Origin of the sequence: Pontibacter amylolyticus (assembly GCF_014638845.1) — a bacterium.
In the GTDB taxonomy this organism is placed as follows: Bacteria; Bacteroidota; Bacteroidia; order Cytophagales; family Hymenobacteraceae; genus Pontibacter; species Pontibacter amylolyticus.
The window spans coordinates 970,032-988,560 of record NZ_BMFP01000001.1 but is presented as its reverse complement, the minus strand read 5'-3'; the positions used below and the strand labels follow the sequence as shown (position 1 = coordinate 988,560).

General features: G+C 53.8%; 14 protein-coding genes. 7 read left to right on the top strand and 7 right to left on the bottom strand.

The window, feature by feature from the left end; genetic code table 11:
- Together IEV97_RS04335 and IEV97_RS04330 are read right to left on the bottom strand one after the other, a co-directional pair.
- Positions 1-681 (bottom strand): succinate dehydrogenase cytochrome b subunit, encoded by a 681-nt coding sequence (locus IEV97_RS04335; RefSeq protein ID WP_188500249.1) that lies wholly within the window; start codon positions 679-681, stop codon positions 1-3.
- A gap of 98 nt (positions 682-779) precedes the next feature.
- On the bottom strand, positions 780-953 hold the full coding sequence (locus tag IEV97_RS04330; protein WP_188500248.1) for a hypothetical protein: 174 nt from the start codon (positions 951-953) through the stop codon (positions 780-782).
- Between IEV97_RS04330 and IEV97_RS04325 the strand changes: the two genes are divergently transcribed.
- From IEV97_RS04325 to fabD, 3 genes are all read left to right on the top strand, one after another.
- Entirely contained in the window at positions 940-3,672 is a 2,733-nt protein-coding gene (locus tag IEV97_RS04325; protein WP_188500247.1) for a T9SS type B sorting domain-containing protein, read from the top strand. The two genes, IEV97_RS04330 and IEV97_RS04325, sit on opposite strands and share 14 nt — an antisense overlap.
- A complete protein-coding gene (locus IEV97_RS04320; protein WP_188500246.1) occupies positions 3,672-4,100 on the top strand; it encodes a thiol-disulfide oxidoreductase DCC family protein in 429 nt (142 codons plus the stop codon). The genes IEV97_RS04325 and IEV97_RS04320 overlap by 1 nt, the downstream gene beginning before the upstream one ends.
- Before the next feature lie 273 nt (positions 4,101-4,373).
- Complete coding sequence (fabD, locus tag IEV97_RS04315) at positions 4,374-5,255, top strand: ACP S-malonyltransferase (RefSeq protein ID WP_188500245.1); 882 nt, start codon at positions 4,374-4,376, stop codon at positions 5,253-5,255.
- Between the two features lie 127 nt (positions 5,256-5,382).
- On the opposite strand, the gene folK is transcribed toward fabD, so the two are convergent.
- Both folK and IEV97_RS04305 read right to left on the bottom strand, forming a co-directional pair.
- Positions 5,383-5,877, bottom strand: a complete 495-nt coding sequence (folK, locus tag IEV97_RS04310; RefSeq protein ID WP_188500244.1) for a 2-amino-4-hydroxy-6-hydroxymethyldihydropteridine diphosphokinase — start codon at positions 5,875-5,877, stop codon at positions 5,383-5,385.
- On the bottom strand, positions 5,870-6,727 hold the full coding sequence (locus tag IEV97_RS04305; RefSeq protein ID WP_188500243.1) for an alpha/beta hydrolase family protein: 858 nt from the start codon (positions 6,725-6,727) through the stop codon (positions 5,870-5,872). Before IEV97_RS04305 ends, folK begins: the two co-directional genes overlap by 8 nt.
- 179 nt (positions 6,728-6,906) lie before the next feature.
- Between IEV97_RS04305 and IEV97_RS04300 the strand changes: the two genes are divergently transcribed.
- Together IEV97_RS04300 and IEV97_RS04295 are read left to right on the top strand one after the other, a co-directional pair.
- Complete coding sequence (locus tag IEV97_RS04300) at positions 6,907-7,887, top strand: polyprenyl synthetase family protein (RefSeq protein WP_188500242.1); 981 nt, start codon at positions 6,907-6,909, stop codon at positions 7,885-7,887.
- A gap of 370 nt (positions 7,888-8,257) precedes the next feature.
- On the top strand, positions 8,258-8,881 hold the full coding sequence (locus tag IEV97_RS04295; protein WP_188500241.1) for a class I SAM-dependent methyltransferase: 624 nt from the start codon (positions 8,258-8,260) through the stop codon (positions 8,879-8,881).
- A gap of 145 nt (positions 8,882-9,026) precedes the next feature.
- Here the strand turns inward: IEV97_RS04295 and IEV97_RS04290 are convergent, their stop codons facing one another.
- On the bottom strand, positions 9,027-10,205 hold the full coding sequence (locus IEV97_RS04290; RefSeq protein ID WP_188500240.1) for a peroxiredoxin family protein: 1,179 nt from the start codon (positions 10,203-10,205) through the stop codon (positions 9,027-9,029).
- Positions 10,206-10,462: 257 nt separating this feature from the next.
- Between IEV97_RS04290 and IEV97_RS04285 the strand changes: the two genes are divergently transcribed.
- Positions 10,463-12,742, top strand: coding sequence for an aconitate hydratase (locus tag IEV97_RS04285; protein ID WP_188500239.1), 2,280 nt, complete (start codon positions 10,463-10,465; stop codon positions 12,740-12,742).
- Between the two features lie 109 nt (positions 12,743-12,851).
- On the opposite strand, the gene IEV97_RS04280 is transcribed toward IEV97_RS04285, so the two are convergent.
- A complete protein-coding gene (locus IEV97_RS04280; RefSeq protein WP_229733787.1) occupies positions 12,852-16,154 on the bottom strand; it encodes a S8 family serine peptidase in 3,303 nt (1,100 codons plus the stop codon).
- A gap of 194 nt (positions 16,155-16,348) precedes the next feature.
- Between IEV97_RS04280 and paaN the strand changes: the two genes are divergently transcribed.
- Positions 16,349-18,022, top strand: coding sequence for a phenylacetic acid degradation protein PaaN (gene paaN, locus IEV97_RS04275; RefSeq protein WP_188500238.1), 1,674 nt, complete (start codon positions 16,349-16,351; stop codon positions 18,020-18,022).
- Positions 18,023-18,084: 62 nt separating this feature from the next.
- On the opposite strand, the gene IEV97_RS04270 is transcribed toward paaN, so the two are convergent.
- Positions 18,085-18,381: a sll1863 family stress response protein gene (locus tag IEV97_RS04270; RefSeq protein WP_188500237.1), complete on the bottom strand. Its 297-nt coding sequence runs from the start codon at positions 18,379-18,381 to the stop codon at positions 18,085-18,087.
- Between the last annotated feature and the right edge of the window lie 148 nt (positions 18,382-18,529).

Here is an 18,529-nt window from a genome sequence, read left to right as displayed (position 1 = left end):
TTACAAGTTAACGAAGAAAAAGAAGTAAAGCGGGATGAGCGCAAAACCCAGGCTAATAAGCACTGAGAAAGCCACACCGAAGGTTTTGATGAACGGCGTATACTTCTTGTGGGTCAGGCCCAGAGACTGGAACGCGCTCTGGAAACCGTGGATCAGGTGATAGGCCAGTGCAATCATCGAGATAACATAAAGGCCTACGTAGATTGGGTTTTTGAATGCTTTTACTACTTCAGCGTACAGGTTTGTGTACTCAGCGTTTGGAACACCCTCGAGCTCTCCGAAGCGGGCCGGTACAAAGAAGTTCCACAAGTGCACCAGCAGGAATACCAGGATAATCGTACCCAGCAGACCCATGTTGCGCGAAGACCAGGTTGAGTTCTCCTGTGGATGATTCTCAGCATAGCCAACAGGACGGGCCGCCTTGTTACGGCGCGTGAGCACGATCGCATCGTAGATGTGGAACAGGAATCCAAGTACCAGTACTATTTCCATCGTGCGGATAACGGGGTTGTTAGCCATGAAATGGGAATAGATGTTGAATGCCTCGCCTCCGTCCTGGTAAAACAGCGTAAGGTTACCCACAAGGTGCACCACCAGGAAGGAGCACAGGAAAAGGCCTGTTACCGACATGATGATCTTACGTCCGATTGTACTGGAAAACGTTTTAGTAAACCAATTCATCTGTATTTGTTAGAAGGTTAAGTAATGAATGCTTTTTAATGCCCAAAGGTACAAGCGGAGCCTGTATAAAACAATTAAATAGCATATTTTGAATCAATCTAAATTGCAATGCGTAGGACTGAAAACCATATATTATAAACCCACTTTTCTTGCTTTTGTTGATAATAAAAAGGTAAAATTTCAGTTTTCATTTTACCTTTGTTCAGCGCCAAATCTAACTCTACGCTTATGCCAAATAGTTTACGCTTGAGCTGTTGCTTGCCTGGCCGCATAGTGCTGTTGGTATTGATGTTGTTGTTGGGGTATGCAAACGTGGCGCAGGCGACGCACATCCGGGCTGGGGACATTACCGCCGTCAGGGATACCGGTCCTAATCCGAACCCCCGGAAGTTCTTTTTCACCATGGTGATGTACACCAAAACCTCCTCCACAGCCGATGACCCCCGCGTGTTCATCTCGATGGGAACCGGGGAGACCGTTACAGTGGAGCGCCTCTCTGTCACCAACATCAAGCCGGACGTAGACCGTGAGGAATTCAAGTGGGAGTATACCTTTCCGGCCAACGGTACCTATACCGTAACATGGGTAGGCGAGAACCGGAACGGGGGCATCCTGAACATGGCCGCTCCAACCGATCAGCTGACCTTTGCCATCTCTACAACGATCTCCATCAACCCGCTCCGTGGCCTGAACAGCACGCCCATATTGCAGGTTGCCCCGATTGACGAAGCTACTGCCGGCGAGCGCTGGGTGCATAACCCGGGAGCGATCGACGCGGACGGCGACAGCCTCGCCTACAAACTGATACAGCCGCAACACCGCAACCAGGCGACTGGCCTGATCACGAACGTGCCCGGCTACCGCGACCCGCATACGGTTGACAACTGCCGCAACTCCACTAACACCGGACCTTCCACCTTCACCCTCGACCCCATTACCGGACAGCTCACCTGGGATGCACCCTGCCGTCTGGGAGAATATAACGTCGCCTTTGTGGTAGAGGAGTGGCGTACAACAGGGGCCGCTCCCGTGCTGATCAGCACCGTGGTGCGCGATATGCAGATTCTGGTAGTGGATGCCCGTAACAAACCGCCGGTGCTGGTGCCCCGCGACACCTGTATCGTGGCCGGCGAAACGCTGCGCACCACCATCACCGCCACCGACCCGGATGGCCATTTGATCAACCTGACCGTACCGGGTACAGGCGGTATTCTGCCTCCGGCTACTTTCAGAGGGACAGTCAATCAACCAGGACGCGCCGCCGGACAGTTGGTCTGGAACACTTCCTGCAACGATGTGCGCGCCAACCCTTACCAATTGATTTTCAGGGCAGAGGATAACCCGCCGCCGCCCGCCAGGCAGCTGGCTGACCTGCAGCCTTATCGCATTACGGTGATAGGGCCGGCTCCACAGAACCTGCTGGCTACCGGCGAGGACCGATCCGTGCGCCTGACCTGGGACAAATACATTTGCCAGAACGCCTCCACCATCCGCATCTACAGGCGGGAGGGACCGTCGGGCTGGCGACCAGGGCCTTGCGAAACCGGCGTGCCGGCCAGTGCGGGTTATACCCTCATTGGTGAGGTGGGCAAAGACAAGACCGAGTTTTTAGACAATAACAACGGACAGGGCCTAACTGCCGGGGCAGAGTACTGCTATGTGATCTACGCCGAGTTCCCACGGCCTGGCGGTGGCCAAAGTATCGCATCGCTGGAAGCCTGCGTCGTGCTGGAGCGTGACATACCTTATATTACCAATGTAACAGTAGACCGCACTGCCACCACCAACGGACAGATCACCGTTCGCTGGACGCAGCCCGGCCCAGGTATAGAGCGCCTGAATCCTCCGTTCGAATACAGGCTGTACCGCAAGGTGGGGCAGGAGCCGGGCGGAGCCTATCAGCAGGTGTTCACTTCGCGCCGACTGAGCGATACGGTATTCGTAAACAGCGGATTGAACACCGAGGCAAATGCGTACAGGTATAAGCTCGAATTCTACAGCACCCGAGCAGCGGGCGGCGCTACTCCGGATATGCTGCGCGACTCCACTTCAGCCTCCAGCGTGCGGCTGGCAGCCGAGGCGCAAAGCACGGGCGATGCATTGGAAGTCTCGCTCAGCTGGACGTACAATGTGCCATGGCGAAATGAAGTGCTCGAACATCAGATCTTCCGGGTAGTAAATGGCGAACTGGTACAAGTTGGCAGCGTGACGGCTACGGCTACAGGAGGTACCTTTGTAGACAAGGGCACGGCCGCAGCGCCACTGGAGCGCGGCCAGACCTACTGCTACGTCGTGCGCACCCAGGGCACTTACCAGATAGAAGGCCTGCCGGAGCCGCTGCAGAACCTGAGCCAGGAAGTATGCGTGGAATTGCCGCTTGTGATCTGTCCGCCGGAGCTGACCCTGGATGTGCTGGACTGCGAGGCTTTCTTTGCAAACCCTACCAAGCCACCTTACCAGAATGTGCTGAACTGGGTACCGAAGATCGGGGATGGCTGTACAGACGAGATCGACTTCTATACCGTATACTTTAGAGGTCCCGGCGAAACGGAGTATCGTGCCATCGCCACTACCAAAGAGACCACCTATACCCATACCGGGCTGGAGTCTTTTGCGGCCTGTTACTACGTGACGGCCACCAGCCTGGCAGGAGAGGAGAGCGAGCCGAGCAACGAGGAGTGTAAGGACAACTGCTTCTTCTTCCAGCTTCCGAATATCATCACGCCGAACGATGACGGAAAGAACGATGTGTTCAGACCGGATCCGAGGGCGGCCTTTATTCGCTCTACTACCTTCAAGGTATTCAACCGTTGGGGCGTGAAGGTATACGAAAGCAGCGCAGACCCGTATATCAATTGGCCAGGCACCGACAACGATGGTAAGCGCCTCACAGATGGGGTTTACTACTACGAGGCCGAGGTTGAGTTTATATCCATTGACCCTGAACGCAGCCGCAGTAAATACAAAGGCTGGGTAGAAATAGTACGCTAATGACAAAAGAGGAACTGGACCGGCTGCAGGATTTGCCCATCGTATTTTACGACGGCACCTGCGGCTTTTGCCAGGCCAGTATACAGATCGCTTTGAAGTACAACACGCGGCAGAACCTGCATTTTGCCGCCTTGCAGTCCGGATTGGTTGAGCAGCTCGTGCCGCAGCAGCTTGTACCTGACCCGCTGCCCGACTCCATTCTTTTTTTTGAAAACGGCCAGCTCTACACCGAGTCAGAAGCCGCCCTTCGCATCGCCCGCCATCTCAATTTTCCATGGTCGGTGCTTTACTATTTCAGGTTTATTCCCTTATCTTTCCGCAATTTTGTATACCGCTTCATCGCGAAACACCGCTACCGCATAGCAGGTCGCAACGAAGCCTGCATGCTGCCCAGCCCCGAAGAAAGGGCCCGGTTTGTGGCGTATTGAATTGTTAAATTATTGATGGTTAAATGGTTGTTGGGCTCTGGCTCGCCGAACAGCTGTCGCCTGTATTGCTGAGTTTTATACCTTAGAGACAGGTATAGACATTGCTATACTTTAGTTCTAGGCTAAATCGAGTCAGTTATAGTAAGGATATCACAGAAAGTGCACTTAGGTTTTCGATCATTCAACAATTCAGCCATCAACAATTTAATCATCAACCATTTAGCCATCAAAAATTTAACAATCGACAACAAACAATCAACAATAAATATCAGCATGAAAAAGGCATACGTTTTCCCGGGACAGGGGTCGCAGTTTGTGGGTATGGGCAAGGACTTGTATGAGCAACACGAAGTTGCGCGTCAGCTGTTCGAACAGGCAAACGAGATCCTGGGTTTTAACATCACAGAGATCATGTTCAACGGCACGGACGAGGAGCTGAAGCAAACCAGGGTAACACAGCCGGCTATTTTCCTGCACTCGGTGGCGCAGGCGGCTGTGGCCCAGGACTTCAACCCCGATATGGTAGCCGGCCACTCGCTTGGTGAGTTTTCGGCGCTGGTGGCCAGCAAGGTGCTGAGCTTTGAAGACGGACTGAGGCTGGTGTATAAGAGAGCGATGGCTATGCAGACAGCCTGCGAGGCGAACCCGTCTACCATGGCGGCAATTCTTGGTCTGGACGATGCGAAGGTAGAAGAAGTGTGTGCCTCCATTGAAGGGGAAGTAGTGGTAGCAGCCAACTACAACTGCCCGGGCCAGCTGGTGATCTCCGGTTCTAACAAAGGGATTGAGATCGCCTGCGAGAAGATGAAGGAAGCCGGTGCCAAGCGTGCCCTGCCATTGCCGGTTGGTGGCGCTTTCCACTCGCCGCTCATGAAGCCGGCAGAAGTGGAACTGGCCAAAGCGATCAACGAAACCACCTTCAGCCAGGGCATCTGCCCGATCTACCAGAACGTGGATGCCATGCCGCACACAGATCCGCAGGAGATCAAGCAGAACCTGATCAGCCAGTTAACGGCTCCCGTACGCTGGACGCAATCGGTGCAGCAAATGGTAGCTGACGGAGCTACGCATTTTGTGGAGTGCGGACCGGGCAAAGTGCTGCAGGGACTGGTAAAAAAGATAGAGCGTACAGCTGAGGTAAGCTCAGTGGCATAATGCTTTGCATAAAATTGAAAAAGACCATTGCGGCGTCTGCTGCAATGGTCTTTTTTATGTAGATTTTGTGTATACGCAGTGCTGCTAAGGTATAGCTTAAGCCGAGAGTTTTTTCTGGGATCACAGATTAGTCAGCGGCCGAAACGAACGGGTAAACGGGGAGTTTATCCGGGCAATCTTGTAGAAGCTGTGTTACATGCTGGTTGAGCACCGGATGTAGCAGCTGCGGGGCAATCTCGCTCAGCGGCATGAGCGTGAACCGACGCAGGTGTAACTGCGGATGGGGGATGGTCAGGCGCTGAGACTGCATGACCAGCTGGTCGTAGAACAGGATATCAATGTCGATGCCGCGGGCTCCCCAGTGCTCGTGACGGATGCGCCCCAGTTCCTGCTCAATCTGGTTTATACCTTGCAACACCTTTTCCGGACTCAATTTAGTTTGGACCTCCAGCACCTGGTTCAGGAAGGCAGGCTGGTCAGTCTTTCCCCAGGCGGCGGTTTCGTAGAGGGAGGAACTTTGCACGATAGGCCCGACTTGTGCGGCGATGCGTTCACGGGCCTGGGACAGGTATAGCGGACGGTCACCGAGGTTACCGCCCAGGAGCAGGTATAGCTTAGGCATGTTTGTTGAAAAAGGCGATACTCAGGTCGGCAGCGGCTTTGGCAGCCGTGGGCAACTCTTCCAGCTCGTACGGGTGCTGCCCCCCGAAAGAGTGATCGGCTCCGGGCAACAGGTGCATCTCAGCGTCCGGTTTCCAGGTATGCAGGTCGTGGGCCATCTGCACGGGCAGGGTTTCATCTTCCTCGCCATGCAGTATGAGCAAAGGCTGCTGCATCTTCTGAATCACTTTCGGGATTTCGAGTCGCTCCACATTGGCCAGGTAGTCTTCCACGATTTGGTAGTAAAGCGGCATGCGTATACCTGTGCGGGCATTCGTCACCCACTGCACGCCCTCTTTCTGCCAGGATTCCTTTTCCAGCTCGTCCCAGCGCTGGTCAAAATTATTCACGGCAGCCCACGTAGCCACGGCCCGCACACGGGTATCTTCAGCAGCTTTTAGTATAACGGATCCGCCTCCGCGGCTGTGGCCAATCAGGTAGATGCGGTCCAGGTCCAGCTCATTTTGCGGCAGCGGTCCCTCTTCGTCATGCACCAGGTCGATGAGCGACTTGAGGTCCTCGAGCTCGATGCTGAAGTTGTTGCGGCCAAAGGCTTCCATGTCGTGCAGGTCTGAATCGTTGTCTACGGTGGTGCCGTTGTGCGAGAAGTTGAACTTGATGAACACAAAGCCGTGCCCGGCGAAATAGTCGGCCAAGAGGTTGAAGTGCCCCCAGTCTTTGAAGCCCTTGAAACCATGGGTATAGAGCACGACTGGCTTCTTGTTGCCGTCCGGGGTATAGGTGGCGTCGGCGGTAAAAGGACGCTCGTGCTCCGGGTATACCACGAAGTCTACTTTGAGTGTGTCTGCCATGGCAAGATGCGCTGTGTTATCAGAAGGCAATATAGTTATTTTCGGCAAGCGGCAAACCAGCACGAGGCTGTGCTGTTGGTAAAGTATACCAGCGCGCTTAACTTCGATTATTTAAACGCTGATATTGCTATACTTGTTTGGAAACGACCCCCACACCTAGTAATATTGCGGAATATCACATGAGCATTAGCCTAAAGGAAATACAAGCGCCCATTGCCCAGGAGATGGAGCTGTTCGAGAAAAAGTTCAGGACTTCGATGAAGTCTAAAGTACTGCTGCTCGACAAGATCATGAGCTACATCGTAAAGCGCAAAGGCAAGCAGATGCGGCCGATGTTCGTGTTCTTCATGGCCAAGCTTTTCCGCGGCGACGCCATCGGCGACGCCACTTACCGCGGGGCCGCCCTTATCGAGCTGTTGCACACGGCCACCCTCGTGCACGACGACGTGGTGGACGAGGCCAACTACCGCCGTGGTTTCTTCTCCGTGAACGCGCTCTGGAAAAACAAGATCGCCGTGCTGGTAGGCGACTACCTGCTCTCAAAAGGCCTGTTGCTCTCCCTGCAAAACGACGACTACGAATTGCTCAAGATCGTATCGAACGCCGTGCGGGAAATGAGCGAAGGGGAGCTGCTGCAGATCGAAAAAGCACGCCGCCTGGACATTGATGAGTCTGTCTATTTCGACATCATCCGCCAGAAAACCGCTTCGCTTATTGCCTCCTGTTGCGCAGTCGGCGCTGCTTCGGCTGGTGCTTCGAAAGAGGACATTGAGAAAGCCCGTTTGTTTGGGGAGAAAGTAGGCATTGCCTTCCAGATCAAAGACGACTTGTTCGACTATGGTACCGCCGAAATCGGCAAGCCCGTAGGTATCGACATCAAGGAAAAGAAGATGACCCTGCCGCTGATCCACGCCCTGCGCGAAGCCGACTGGATGACCCGCCGCCGCGTGATCTACAACGTGAAGAACAACAACGGTAACAACGAGCGCGTGCAGCAGGTGATCGACTATGTGAAAACCTCCGGTGGTATTCAGTACACCATCGAGGTGATGAACCAGTACCACGCAGAGGCCCTCGCTATTCTCCATACCTTCCCGGCCTCCCCATCCCGCACCTCCCTGGAGCAACTGATCGCCTATACCATAGAAAGGGAAAAATAAATTGTTAAATTGTTGATGGTTAAATTGTTTTGACCGTTCAGTTATGACCTTGCGGTGCGCGCAGTTGCCGCGAGTGTCTTGGGTATAAGTGTCTAAGGAGTAAGTTATCCTATACTTAGCTTGGAGAAGTAAACCTACTTCATAACCTGGTTGTCATTTCGACCTCAGGGAGAAATCTGAAATAGTGCCTACACTCCAAAATAATCCAGATCCCTCCATGCTGTTGAGATGACAGGTAAAAAGCCACTATTTCTACCCGCTATACCTATACCTGGTCAAACAGAAATATCTGTAACATCTCCTTTAAAATTTGTAAGCCTGAAAGGTAGGGGCGGAGGTAATTTTGGGAGCACAAAATAACCTATGAAAGATGAGTCTCAACACCAACACCTGGAACCGGCTGCGCTATACCTTCTACTTGCCGGTATATGATCTGATTGCCGATCGTATTTTCCGAAGGTATAGGAAGCGCTCCATCGAGTTGCTAAAAGCCAAGCCTGACGAAGCTATTCTGATCATAGGCGCCGGCACTGGCCTCGACCTGCCATACCTGCAGGGCTATACCCGCATCACCGCCAACGACATCACACCGGGCATGATCACGAAGCTGAAAGCTCGTGCCGAGAAACTAGGTATACCTGTCGATGCCCACGTGATGGACGGTCAGCAACTCAGCTACTCCGACAACAGTTACGACGCCGTGATCCTGCACCTGATCATCGCGGTTATACCTGACCCCATAGCTTGCATCAAGGAAGTGGAGAGGGTGCTGAAGCCGGGCGGCACGGTCATGGTATTCGATAAGTTTTTGCCAGATGGGCAGAAACCTTCGCTCCTCCGCCGCCTCTTCAATCAGGTTGCCAGTACGCTTTTCTCAGATGTGAACCGAAGTATTGGGCACATCGTCAGCCATACCTCGCTGCAGGTGGAGCTGAATGAACCGGCTGCTTTTGGAGGCACGTTCAGGATTGTGCGGCTTAGGAAACCTGTATAAACCCATCAATAGTTTACGAAAGCGAACCCAGCCAATTTTTCATAAAGGATCGACAGGCAATGGTGAAACACAAAGGCCGCTACCTTACTAGTAGCGGCCTTTGCTATACCTGCCGATTCAACAATCAGCAATGAACAATCAACAATTAAATCCCCTCCGCCAGCAACTCGTCCATAGTCTTGTTAAAGTCCGCCAGCCACTCTTCGTAGTACTTGCCGGTGCCGGGGCCCGAGAAGCCGGTGTGGATCTTGCGCACTTTGCCCTGGCGGTCGATGTAGATGGTGGTCGGGAAGGAGAGGACGTGGTTTAGAGCCGGAAGCGCTTGGGCGGCAGCTTCTTTATCGGCCGGACCGGCGTAGAGCAGATCGTACTCGATGTCGAAGCGGTCTTTCATCTTCGTTAGGCGCGGCACGGCTTGTGCGTAGCCCTTGGTGCGCTCAAAGCCCAAGCCGATGATCTCGAGACCACGATCCTTGTTTTTGCTGTAGTAAGGGGCCAGGAACTGGGTTTCGTCCATACAGTTCGGGCACCATGAGCCCAGCAGCTGCACCAGCACCACCTTGCCTTTGTACTTGTCATCCGACAGCGATACCTGCTTGCCTTCCAGATCAGGGAACGTAAACTCCAGCGACTCGTAGCCTGGCTTCAGGAAAGTCAGTTCGTTGGCGTTGGCGAGCTCGGCGTTTTCGTTGCGTTTGGCTACCCAGGTTTCGTGGTGCGAAGGGCCGGAGTAGAAATGGCCGCTCAGGTTGTCGCCGTCAGTCGGTTTGGCAGTGAACAGGTAAGCATGGTTGCCGTCAAACGTCGACACCTTTAGCTCATCGCCTTCCACCTGCCCTTCGAGGTAGCGGTAGTCACCCGTCTCGGTCAGGAAAGTGCCGGTCACGTGGTTGTCTTTCTGCTCAAATACACCAATGGCTGGGTACTGCTTCCCGTCAGGGTCGGTAAAAGTTACCTCCCATTTGCCGGTGTAGGTATAGCTGGCCGGTTCGGGCTTGGCTTCAAAGCGGTTGGCGTCTCCGTGCACTGCCGTAAATGGAACGGAATAGGGTTTGTCTAAATCGTTGCGGGTGAAGCGGCCGGCCATCTTATCGCCGTCGATTTTCGCGATCAGGTCCGCGTCAAAAATGTGCAGCCTGATCCGGAGCGAATCACCCTCCTGGTGAAACTCATCCACCAGAATGCGTTCATCGGCGTTCACCAGGTATAGCACGGTCTTGCCGTTCTGTTCTTCGGCTTCCATGATGAACGGAATCTCCTGGCCCTGGGCCTGCAGCGCAACGCGCCACGGACCCGGTTTGATGGTGTTATCAGTAGATGTCATAGAGCCACAGGAGGTTAATAGCTGCGTGAATGACAAAGCCAACAACAAAATCAGCCTTGCCGGGGTATTAAAACAAGTACGTATCATACGGCAAAATTACGAGAAGGAATCATTAAATGCGAAACATGCGAGTGAATAGCGCAGGCGGTGGTGGAAATGTTATATTCATGACCGCTAATGTTGTGCTTAAACACTCATATTTCGTACATTTGTAAACTTCACAACGAAGCATTAAACATCATAACAATAGCAAAACTATGGCATTTGATTTAGGAATGATCAAGGCAGTGTATGCCGGGATGGCCGAGCGCGTGAATGCTGCCCGTAACGCAGTAGGCAGACCGCTTACCCTGACAGAGAAAATCTTGTACGCACACCTTTTCGATGGCAACGCGACTCAGTCTTTTGAGCGTGGCAAGACCTACGTGGACTTCGCTCCGGACAGGGTGGCTATGCAGGACGCAACGGCACAAATGGCCTTGCTTCAGTTTATGCAGGCTGGCAAGCCGCAGGTGGCTGTGCCTTCTACGGTGCATTGCGATCACCTGATCCAGGCCCGTGTAGGTGCCGACCAGGACTTGCAGGACGCTTATACTGAAAACAAAGAGGTATACGATTTCCTTGCCTCTGTTTCAAATAAATATGGCATCGGCTTCTGGAAGCCAGGTGCCGGTATCATCCACCAGGTGGTACTCGAGAACTACGCCTTCCCGGGCGGTATGATGATCGGTACGGACTCCCACACACCAAACGCCGGTGGTCTGGGTATGGTCGCGATCGGTGTAGGTGGAGCTGACGCCGTTGACGTAATGTCGGGCATGGCCTGGGAGCTTAAATTCCCGAAAGTGATCGGTGTGAAACTGACCGGCAAAATGAGCGGCTGGACTTCACCGAAAGACGTGATCCTGAAAGTGGCCGGTATTCTTACTGTAAAAGGCGGAACGGGCGCTATCGTGGAGTACTTCGGCGATGGTGCCGAGTCTATGTCTTGTACCGGTAAAGGTACCATCTGTAACATGGGTGCTGAGATCGGAGCGACTACATCGGTATTCTCTTACGACGACAGCATGCGTGCCTACCTGCGCGCCACCAACCGCGAAGAAGTAGTAGAAATGGCAGACGAGGTGGCAGCCTACCTGCGTGCCGATGACGAAGTATACGCTAACCCGGCTGCTTTCTACGATCAACTGATCGAGATCGACCTGTCTACACTGGAGCCGCACGTAAACGGTCCGTTTACGCCGGATGCCGCCTGGCCAATCTCTCAGTTCGCCGCTGTGGTGAAAGAGCACAACTGGCCATCTAAACTGGAAGTAGGTCTGATCGGATCCTGCACGAACTCTTCTTACGAAGACCTGACCCGCTCGGCTTCTATCGCGGAGCAGGCGGTTTCCAAGAAACTGGTTGCGCAGGCTGAGTTCACCATCACACCGGGCTCTGAACTGGTGCGCTTCACAACAGCCCGCGATGGTCTGTTGGATACGTTCGCACAGATGGGCGGTGTTGTACTGGCAAACGCCTGCGGACCGTGCATCGGCCAGTGGGCGCGTCACACAGACGACCCAACCCGCAAAAACTCGATCATCACCTCCTTCAACCGTAACTTTGCCAAGCGTAACGACGGTAACCCGAACACACACGCGTTCGTGGCTTCCCCTGAGATCGTAACGGCTTTCGCCATTGCCGGTGACCTGACTTTCAACCCGCTGGTTGACAAGCTGATCAACACAGATGGTGAAGAAGTGATGCTGGACGAGCCAAGAGGCATTGAATTGCCACCGCAAGGCTTCGCCGTGGAAGACGCAGGCTATGTAGCCCCAGCAGAAGACGGTAGCAGCGTAGAAGTCGTAGTAGATCCGAAATCTGACCGTCTGCAGTTACTGGAAGGCTTTAAGCCATGGGAAGGCACTGACCTGAAAGGTCTGAAGCTCCTGATTAAAGCACAGGGCAAGTGTACGACTGACCACATCTCCATGGCGGGGCCGTGGTTGAAGTACCGTGGTCACCTGGACAACATTTCCAACAACATGCTGATCGGTGCCATCAACGCCTTCAACGGTGAGGCCAACAAGGTATACAACGACATGACGCGTGGTTACGACACCGTGCCTGCCACAGCCCGTACTTACAAGGCTGCCGGCATCGGTACCGTAGTGGTAGGTGACGAGAACTATGGCGAAGGTTCATCCCGTGAGCACGCTGCCATGGAGCCGCGCCATCTGGGTGTTCGTGCCGTTATCGTGAAGTCATTCGCGCGTATCCACGAAACCAACCTGAAGAAGCAGGGTATGCTGGGTCTTACGTTCGCCAACAAAGCGGATTATGACTTGATCGAGGAGAACGACACGATCGATATCCTGGGTCTGGAGAACTTTACGCCAGGTGTTCCGCTGAAAGTGGTGCTGACGCACAAAGACGGTTCTCAGGACGCCTTCATGGTAAACCATACCTACAATGAAGGTCAGATCGAGTGGTTCAAGGCTGGTTCAGCCCTCAACCTGATCCGTCTGCAGCAGAAGCAGTCAGCTAACGGTTAATTAGCGACCAGTTCCCAATAATAGTAACGCCCCGCTCGAAAGAACGGGGCGTTTTGCTTTGATGCAGGTATAGGTTTTGTTAAGCTATAGCTCCTGTTAATGGTTCCGGCTATGGCCTGATGATCAGCAGGCGGCTGGTCGTGGTATTTTGCTCGTACGTCAGCTGAACAATGTAAAGCCCTTCTGCCAAACCGTTCAGGTCGTAAATGGCCTTGTGTGGCATACGACTACGTAACTTCGGACTAACCCGGCGACCCATGGCATCCGTCATAAACAGGGTGAGCGGGGCATCCGCTTTCGGCAAGGCAACATGCAGTTCGTGCACAGCCGGGTTAGGGTATACCTGAAAATGGGGAGGAGCTTCCAACGGCGGAACGACGGTTCCGTTTTGCTTGATTTCTATCCGCCGGATGACGGTGTCTTCACCACAATCAGCGGCATTCGAGACAATCAGGGAAACGTCATAGGTGCTAGGCAGTTCGTAGGTATAGCTGGGGTGCTGTTCCGTGGAGGTATCTCCGTTGCCAAAATTCCATCGCCAGCTGTTGCCATGCGCACTTTCATTGCGGAAGTCGATGCTCTTGCCAGGCTCCAGTTGCTCCTGTGGTTGCACAATGCTGAAACCGGCCACGGGGGAATTGGCTACCACCAGTTGGAAAGGTACCAGCGGACTGTCAAATAAAGAGTCGGCATTGCAAACGTAGAGGATAGTGCTGGTGTCGAGTGCGGCGATGTTGAAGTTATTGCCAGCGCCCAGGAGCTTTGTTTTGGCCTCGTCCGCAAAAAACTTAAACTGCTTGCCACCTGCTGGCGCCAGGCTGATCGAAGCGCCCACGCACACCGTGTCGCTGATGGCCAAGGGCGCTGGCCCGGCCTTCATGACCTGGTATTTTGTGAGCGCAGCTCTGGCGTTCTGTCGGAGCTGCTCCAGATCGTCGCCGGCCACAATGGCAAATGAAACCAGTTGGCTCTGTCCCGGTGCTAAACTGTTGGCCGTCGTGCCCACGACATGGGCCACATCATTGCCGTAGCCGCTGCCCCAGGCTTTCTTCCTCGCCACGCCGCCCGTCAGCGCTCTGTATTTCTCCTGCATGCTAAAGCCGTCGGCAATCGCGAAGGTAGAGGAGCCCCCGGACAGGTTATCGATCGCGTAGTAAGATGGCGGGGTGACGGAAAGCAGCCTGATGCCTGCATAAGGCGAAGCCTGCCCCATGTTATAAACGTAGCCCATATTCAGCGTTTCGTCCCAGTCGGCCACATTCAGGTAGGCATCCGTTATATTCCAGTCGGCGAACAGCCCGGCATGCAGGGTTTTGATCGTGTCAGGTGTCACATTCCGAATGCGGTACTCCAGTATAATGTAGTCGGCGTCAGGCGACTCGCTCCAGGCCATCCCCTTGTAGCTTACTTGCACGCCCGCCTGGGCCGGAGCGGGGAATTTGTCGCGCATCACGCCACTGATCTCCTGGTCCGCAACTGCTGTGTTGTGACGCAGTCGGGCAGCGCTCACCGCTACAAAGTCGTTGTCCGTTTGCCAGCTGGCATTGCGCACATTGTCTGAGACACGGTCCGGGGCAGCAGCGACAATGAGCCCACCTTCAAAGATCATGGAGGTGCTGCCCTTGTAGGTGATGCCGACACCCTGCCCGAAATTATACCCGTTATACCCGAGGTTGCCTTTGCTGTTCAGGGTGACGTGCAGGTTGTTAGCGTTCAGCGTCAGGTAATCGGGGTTGACGGGTAGCTGGAAGTATTGGAAGTCCTGGTACGCACCGTCCGCAAAACCGACTCTGAAGGTAGCCTGGGCATTGGGCGGCGCATCCGGGAGCACCACGAACCGGAATGGCTTGCTGTGGTTGTTGCTTGTCGCCAGCGTGCCCATGGCACCGATGTTGAGTTCATTGTCATCCAACACCTTGATGAAAGGTGAAGTGGAGGTGAGGGTCAGCTTCAATGCAGTGGTTGGGTCCAGGTAGTTCATCAGGCTCAGGTGAATCAGCAGCGTGTCGCCAATCTGTGCCACCTTGTTGTCAACGACGCTGAAAGAAGTATAGCGCACCGACTTTGCCTGGGTATCCCGTAGGGCTCGTTTCACATTCAGGCGTCCTTTGCCGAGTAGTTCGTGGTAGGCTGCGTTTTCCGGCAGGTGGTAAATGTCGTCGGCTGTCGCGCGCAGGCGCTGGATCACCTGCACGGCGTTGAGGTGTGGCATCTGGGAGCGAAGGAGCGCGGCGGCACCTGCCACGAGCGGGGACGCCAGCGAAGTGCCGGTGTCGCTACCATAGGAGTTGTCGCGGCTGTAGGTGGTGCTATAGATGCTCTGGCTTGGGGCTGTCAGGCTAATCCTGTAGTTCCAGGTATGGCCGTTTGTCTTTACATCGTTATGCGTGCCGCCCACAGCCAGCACGTTGTCATAGGCCGCCGGATATATGTTTACAAATGCATTGGTGTTGCCAGCTGCTGCCACGATCACCACATCCTTCTCCAGCGCCGCATAGTTGATGATGTCCTGCTCAAACTTCGAAAATCCCGTACCTCCCCAGGACAGGTTGATGATGCTGCAACCCTTGTCTGCCGCATACACAATGGCCTCGTAGCCTCCAAAGCTGCCATACGAAGTAGATGGGAAAACCTTGATCGGCATAAACTTGGTACGGAAGCCCACCCCGGCTATACCTGCGCCGTTGTCGGCCTCGCCGATTGCCACGCCTGCCACCTTCGTGCCGTGGCCTTTGTAGGGAGAGTCATCCGTCAGGATGTTGTCCTTGTCCCCGAAATCCCAGCCGTAGAAATTATCGATCAGTCCGTCACCGTCGTTGTCAATCCCATCGATGGGGTCGTCGTAATTATACCTGATCTTATTCTTGATGTCCTCGTGCGTAAAGCGGAAGCCGGAATCCAGAACACCGATCACGATGTTGGTATCGCCCTTTTGCACGGCCCAGCCGCCATAGGCCTGTATGTTTCTCAGGTATGCCTGCGAGGTTTTTGTCGAGTCGGAGGCAGGGTCGTTGGGCTGGTAAAGGGGTACCCGTTCGTACAGGGGTTCCACATACTCTACCAAGCCGGTTGCCAGTAATGCTTGCTGTACGGCTTCCAGGTTATGCGAAGGGTCGTATTTCAGTTCGTAGATTAGCGAGAGGTCCACGCGGGCTTTCCGGGCGAAAGGGGAGGGCGCTTTGCCCGGGAACTTCTGCTCCACCGATTTGGCACCTACCTTTTGCAAGGCTTTTTGCATGGGGTTTCCGTTAGCCATGCGCAACTGATTGCCGGACGGCGGCTTGAGCTTGTAGACGACGGTATGCGGTTTAGTCGCGGAACCAATACCTGCAGGAGCGGGCAGATGCTGCGCAGCCAGCAGGGACGAACTCAGGACTAGAAACAGGAAAGAAAGTATGCAGCGGTAAACCACTGGCCCTGGGGTAAACATTAAATCATATTAAACTATTAGGTGAATACAACCTCTGCCTGAGTTGGGAGAGGTATAAAGTAAAGCGCATACAGCACGGCGAAATTTAAAGATGCTTCCCGAGCTTAATAAAAAAATACGTAACTTTCCAACAATATGATTCTAATATATGTGTTTAATTATATAAAATAAATACTATGACCTCGGATTTGAAAAATAAACATCTTCCTATTCTAGAAAACGCTGTGAAAGCCTTGCACGAGCGTCGTTTTTTTGCCCAATATCCTGAAAACCCGATGCCTGACATCTATGGCGAAAATGCCGATAAGGAAGGCCGTGAGAGGTATAAGCAGCATCTTAACAACAAGTTTACAGAATTGGTGCACGATGGCGCTGAAAATTGGGCAGGTCAGGAAGAATCGCCTTATGAGCAGCAGCCACTAGGTATCAAGTACCCTTACTTTAGTGCAGAAACGCTGGTGGAGCGTGCCGACGAAGCTTTCCACCAGTGGCGCAAGGTAAAGCCAGTTGACCGCGCTGCCATCCTGGTGGAGTCGCTGGAGCGCATGAAAACCCGTTTCTTCGAAATCGCCTATGCTACGATGCACACAACAGGCCAGGCCTACATGATGTCGTTCCAGGCATCGGGACCGCATGCCGCTGACCGGGCGCTGGAGGCAATCGCGGCCGGTTACGAAGAGCAGACCCGCTTTCCGGAGCACATGGAGTGGGAGAAGCCAATGGGCAAGTATAACCTCAAACTGAACAAGAGCTGGCGCGCCGTGCCGAAAGGCATCGGCCTGGTGATCGGCTGCTCTACCTTCCCGACATGGAACACAGTACCGGGCATGTATGCAAGCCTTGTTACCGGCAACCCGGTTATCGTGAAGCCGCACCCGAAAGCAGTACTGCCTATCGCCATTGTGGTAGCAGAGGTGCAGAAAGTGCTGGTGGAAAATGGCCTGAGCCCTTACATCTGCCAGTTGGGTGTAGACGCGGATGATCGCCTTATCACCAAAGAACTGGCCGAGAACCCGAGGGTAAAACTGATCGACTACACAGGCGGTACGGAGTTCGGTAACTACGTGGAAAGCCTGCCGGGCAAAGTTACTTTCACAGAGAAAACAGGCGTGAACTCGATCATCCTGGATTCGGTGCAGGACATTGACAAAGTGGCCCAAAACCTGGCTTTCTCGCTTAGCCTCTACTCCGGGCAGATGTGTACGGCGCCTCAGAACTTCTTCGTGCCTGAGACAGGCGTGAAAGTGGGTGAGGAGATGATGCCTTACGAAGAAGTGGTAAAAAAACTGGCCGATGCCGTAACGGGTCTGGTGAACAATCCGAAAGCCGGACCGCACATTTTGGGGGCGATCCAGAACCCGGCCACGGCTGCGCGTGTGAAAGAAGCAGCCAGCGTTAAAGGCAGAGAAGTACTGAGCACCTGCGACATCAGCAACCCGATGTTCGAAAATGCCCGTACCTGCTCCCCGGTGATCTATGAAGTAGACGCTACGGAGAAGGAGAGCTTCAGCCGCGAACTGTTTGGCCCGATCGCCCTTATCATCAAAACCAAGGACACGGACCAGTCGATTGAACTGGCAAAAGAGATGGCCATGAATTACGGCGCGATCTCCTGCGGTGCCTATACCACGGATGAAGAGACAAAAGAAAAAATCATGGATGAGATGAGCCTGGCGGGCACGCCGGTGAGCTTTAACCTGACAGGTGGCATTTATGTGAACCAGAATGCGGCTTTCTCTGATTTCCACGTGACGGGCGGCAACCCGGCCGGTAACGCCTCATTCACGAACCCTGAATATGTGATCAAGCGCTTTACCTGGGTAGGCTTCCGTGAGCCGGTGGCTGGCTAATCAGCGGCTGTAACTTAAAAAGAAAGCCCCGACGCTATACCGAGCGCCGGGGCTTTTTGTTTTTATTTGAACAGGTTGTCCATGTCTTTTCTCAGGTTGTCGAGGCCGTCTTTCAGGCCCTGCCATTTGCTTTGGCTGTCCTCCTGGTCGCCCAGTTTGCTGGCGATCAGTTCACGTTTGGCTTCCAGCGCGGCAACATGCTCGTGGTAGGTATGGTTTGAGTCGGCAGCGGTGGCGTTTGCGCGGGCCTTCAGAGTTTTGATCTTGCTGTCAAGCTCTTCCAGGCTTTTCTCGATTTCCTCGCGTGTCAGGTTGTTGGGCGCACGCATGTGTTCGGGTTTCAGGTTGTAAGTATCCATATCTTTTGGTTCTGTTTCATTGTAAAGCGATACCACTCTCTGCTTGCAGGTACCACTCTAGATACTTGAAATGGCTCGAAAAGGATGTATGAAGGCGGGTGTTGATTGGCTATCGATGATTTTTGTCACTTATTTAGAAGATATCTAA

Coding starts and splice junctions, on each gene's coding strand:
- IEV97_RS04335 (WP_188500249.1), bottom strand. CDS start 681: ATGAATTGGTTTACTAAAACGTTTTCCAGTACAATCGGACGTAAGATC.
- IEV97_RS04330 (WP_188500248.1), bottom strand. CDS start 953: ATGCGGCCAGGCAAGCAACAGCTCAAGCGTAAACTATTTGGCATAAGC.
- IEV97_RS04320 (WP_188500246.1), top strand. CDS start 3,672: ATGACAAAAGAGGAACTGGACCGGCTGCAGGATTTGCCCATCGTATTT.
- fabD (WP_188500245.1), top strand. CDS start 4,374: ATGAAAAAGGCATACGTTTTCCCGGGACAGGGGTCGCAGTTTGTGGGT.
- folK (WP_188500244.1), bottom strand. CDS start 5,877: ATGCCTAAGCTATACCTGCTCCTGGGCGGTAACCTCGGTGACCGTCCG.
- IEV97_RS04305 (WP_188500243.1), bottom strand. CDS start 6,727: ATGGCAGACACACTCAAAGTAGACTTCGTGGTATACCCGGAGCACGAG.
- IEV97_RS04300 (WP_188500242.1), top strand. CDS start 6,907: ATGAGCATTAGCCTAAAGGAAATACAAGCGCCCATTGCCCAGGAGATG.
- IEV97_RS04295 (WP_188500241.1), top strand. CDS start 8,258: ATGAGTCTCAACACCAACACCTGGAACCGGCTGCGCTATACCTTCTAC.
- IEV97_RS04290 (WP_188500240.1), bottom strand. CDS start 10,205: ATGACATCTACTGATAACACCATCAAACCGGGTCCGTGGCGCGTTGCG.
- IEV97_RS04285 (WP_188500239.1), top strand. CDS start 10,463: ATGGCATTTGATTTAGGAATGATCAAGGCAGTGTATGCCGGGATGGCC.
- paaN (WP_188500238.1), top strand. CDS start 16,349: ATGACCTCGGATTTGAAAAATAAACATCTTCCTATTCTAGAAAACGCT.
- IEV97_RS04270 (WP_188500237.1), bottom strand. CDS start 18,381: ATGGATACTTACAACCTGAAACCCGAACACATGCGTGCGCCCAACAAC.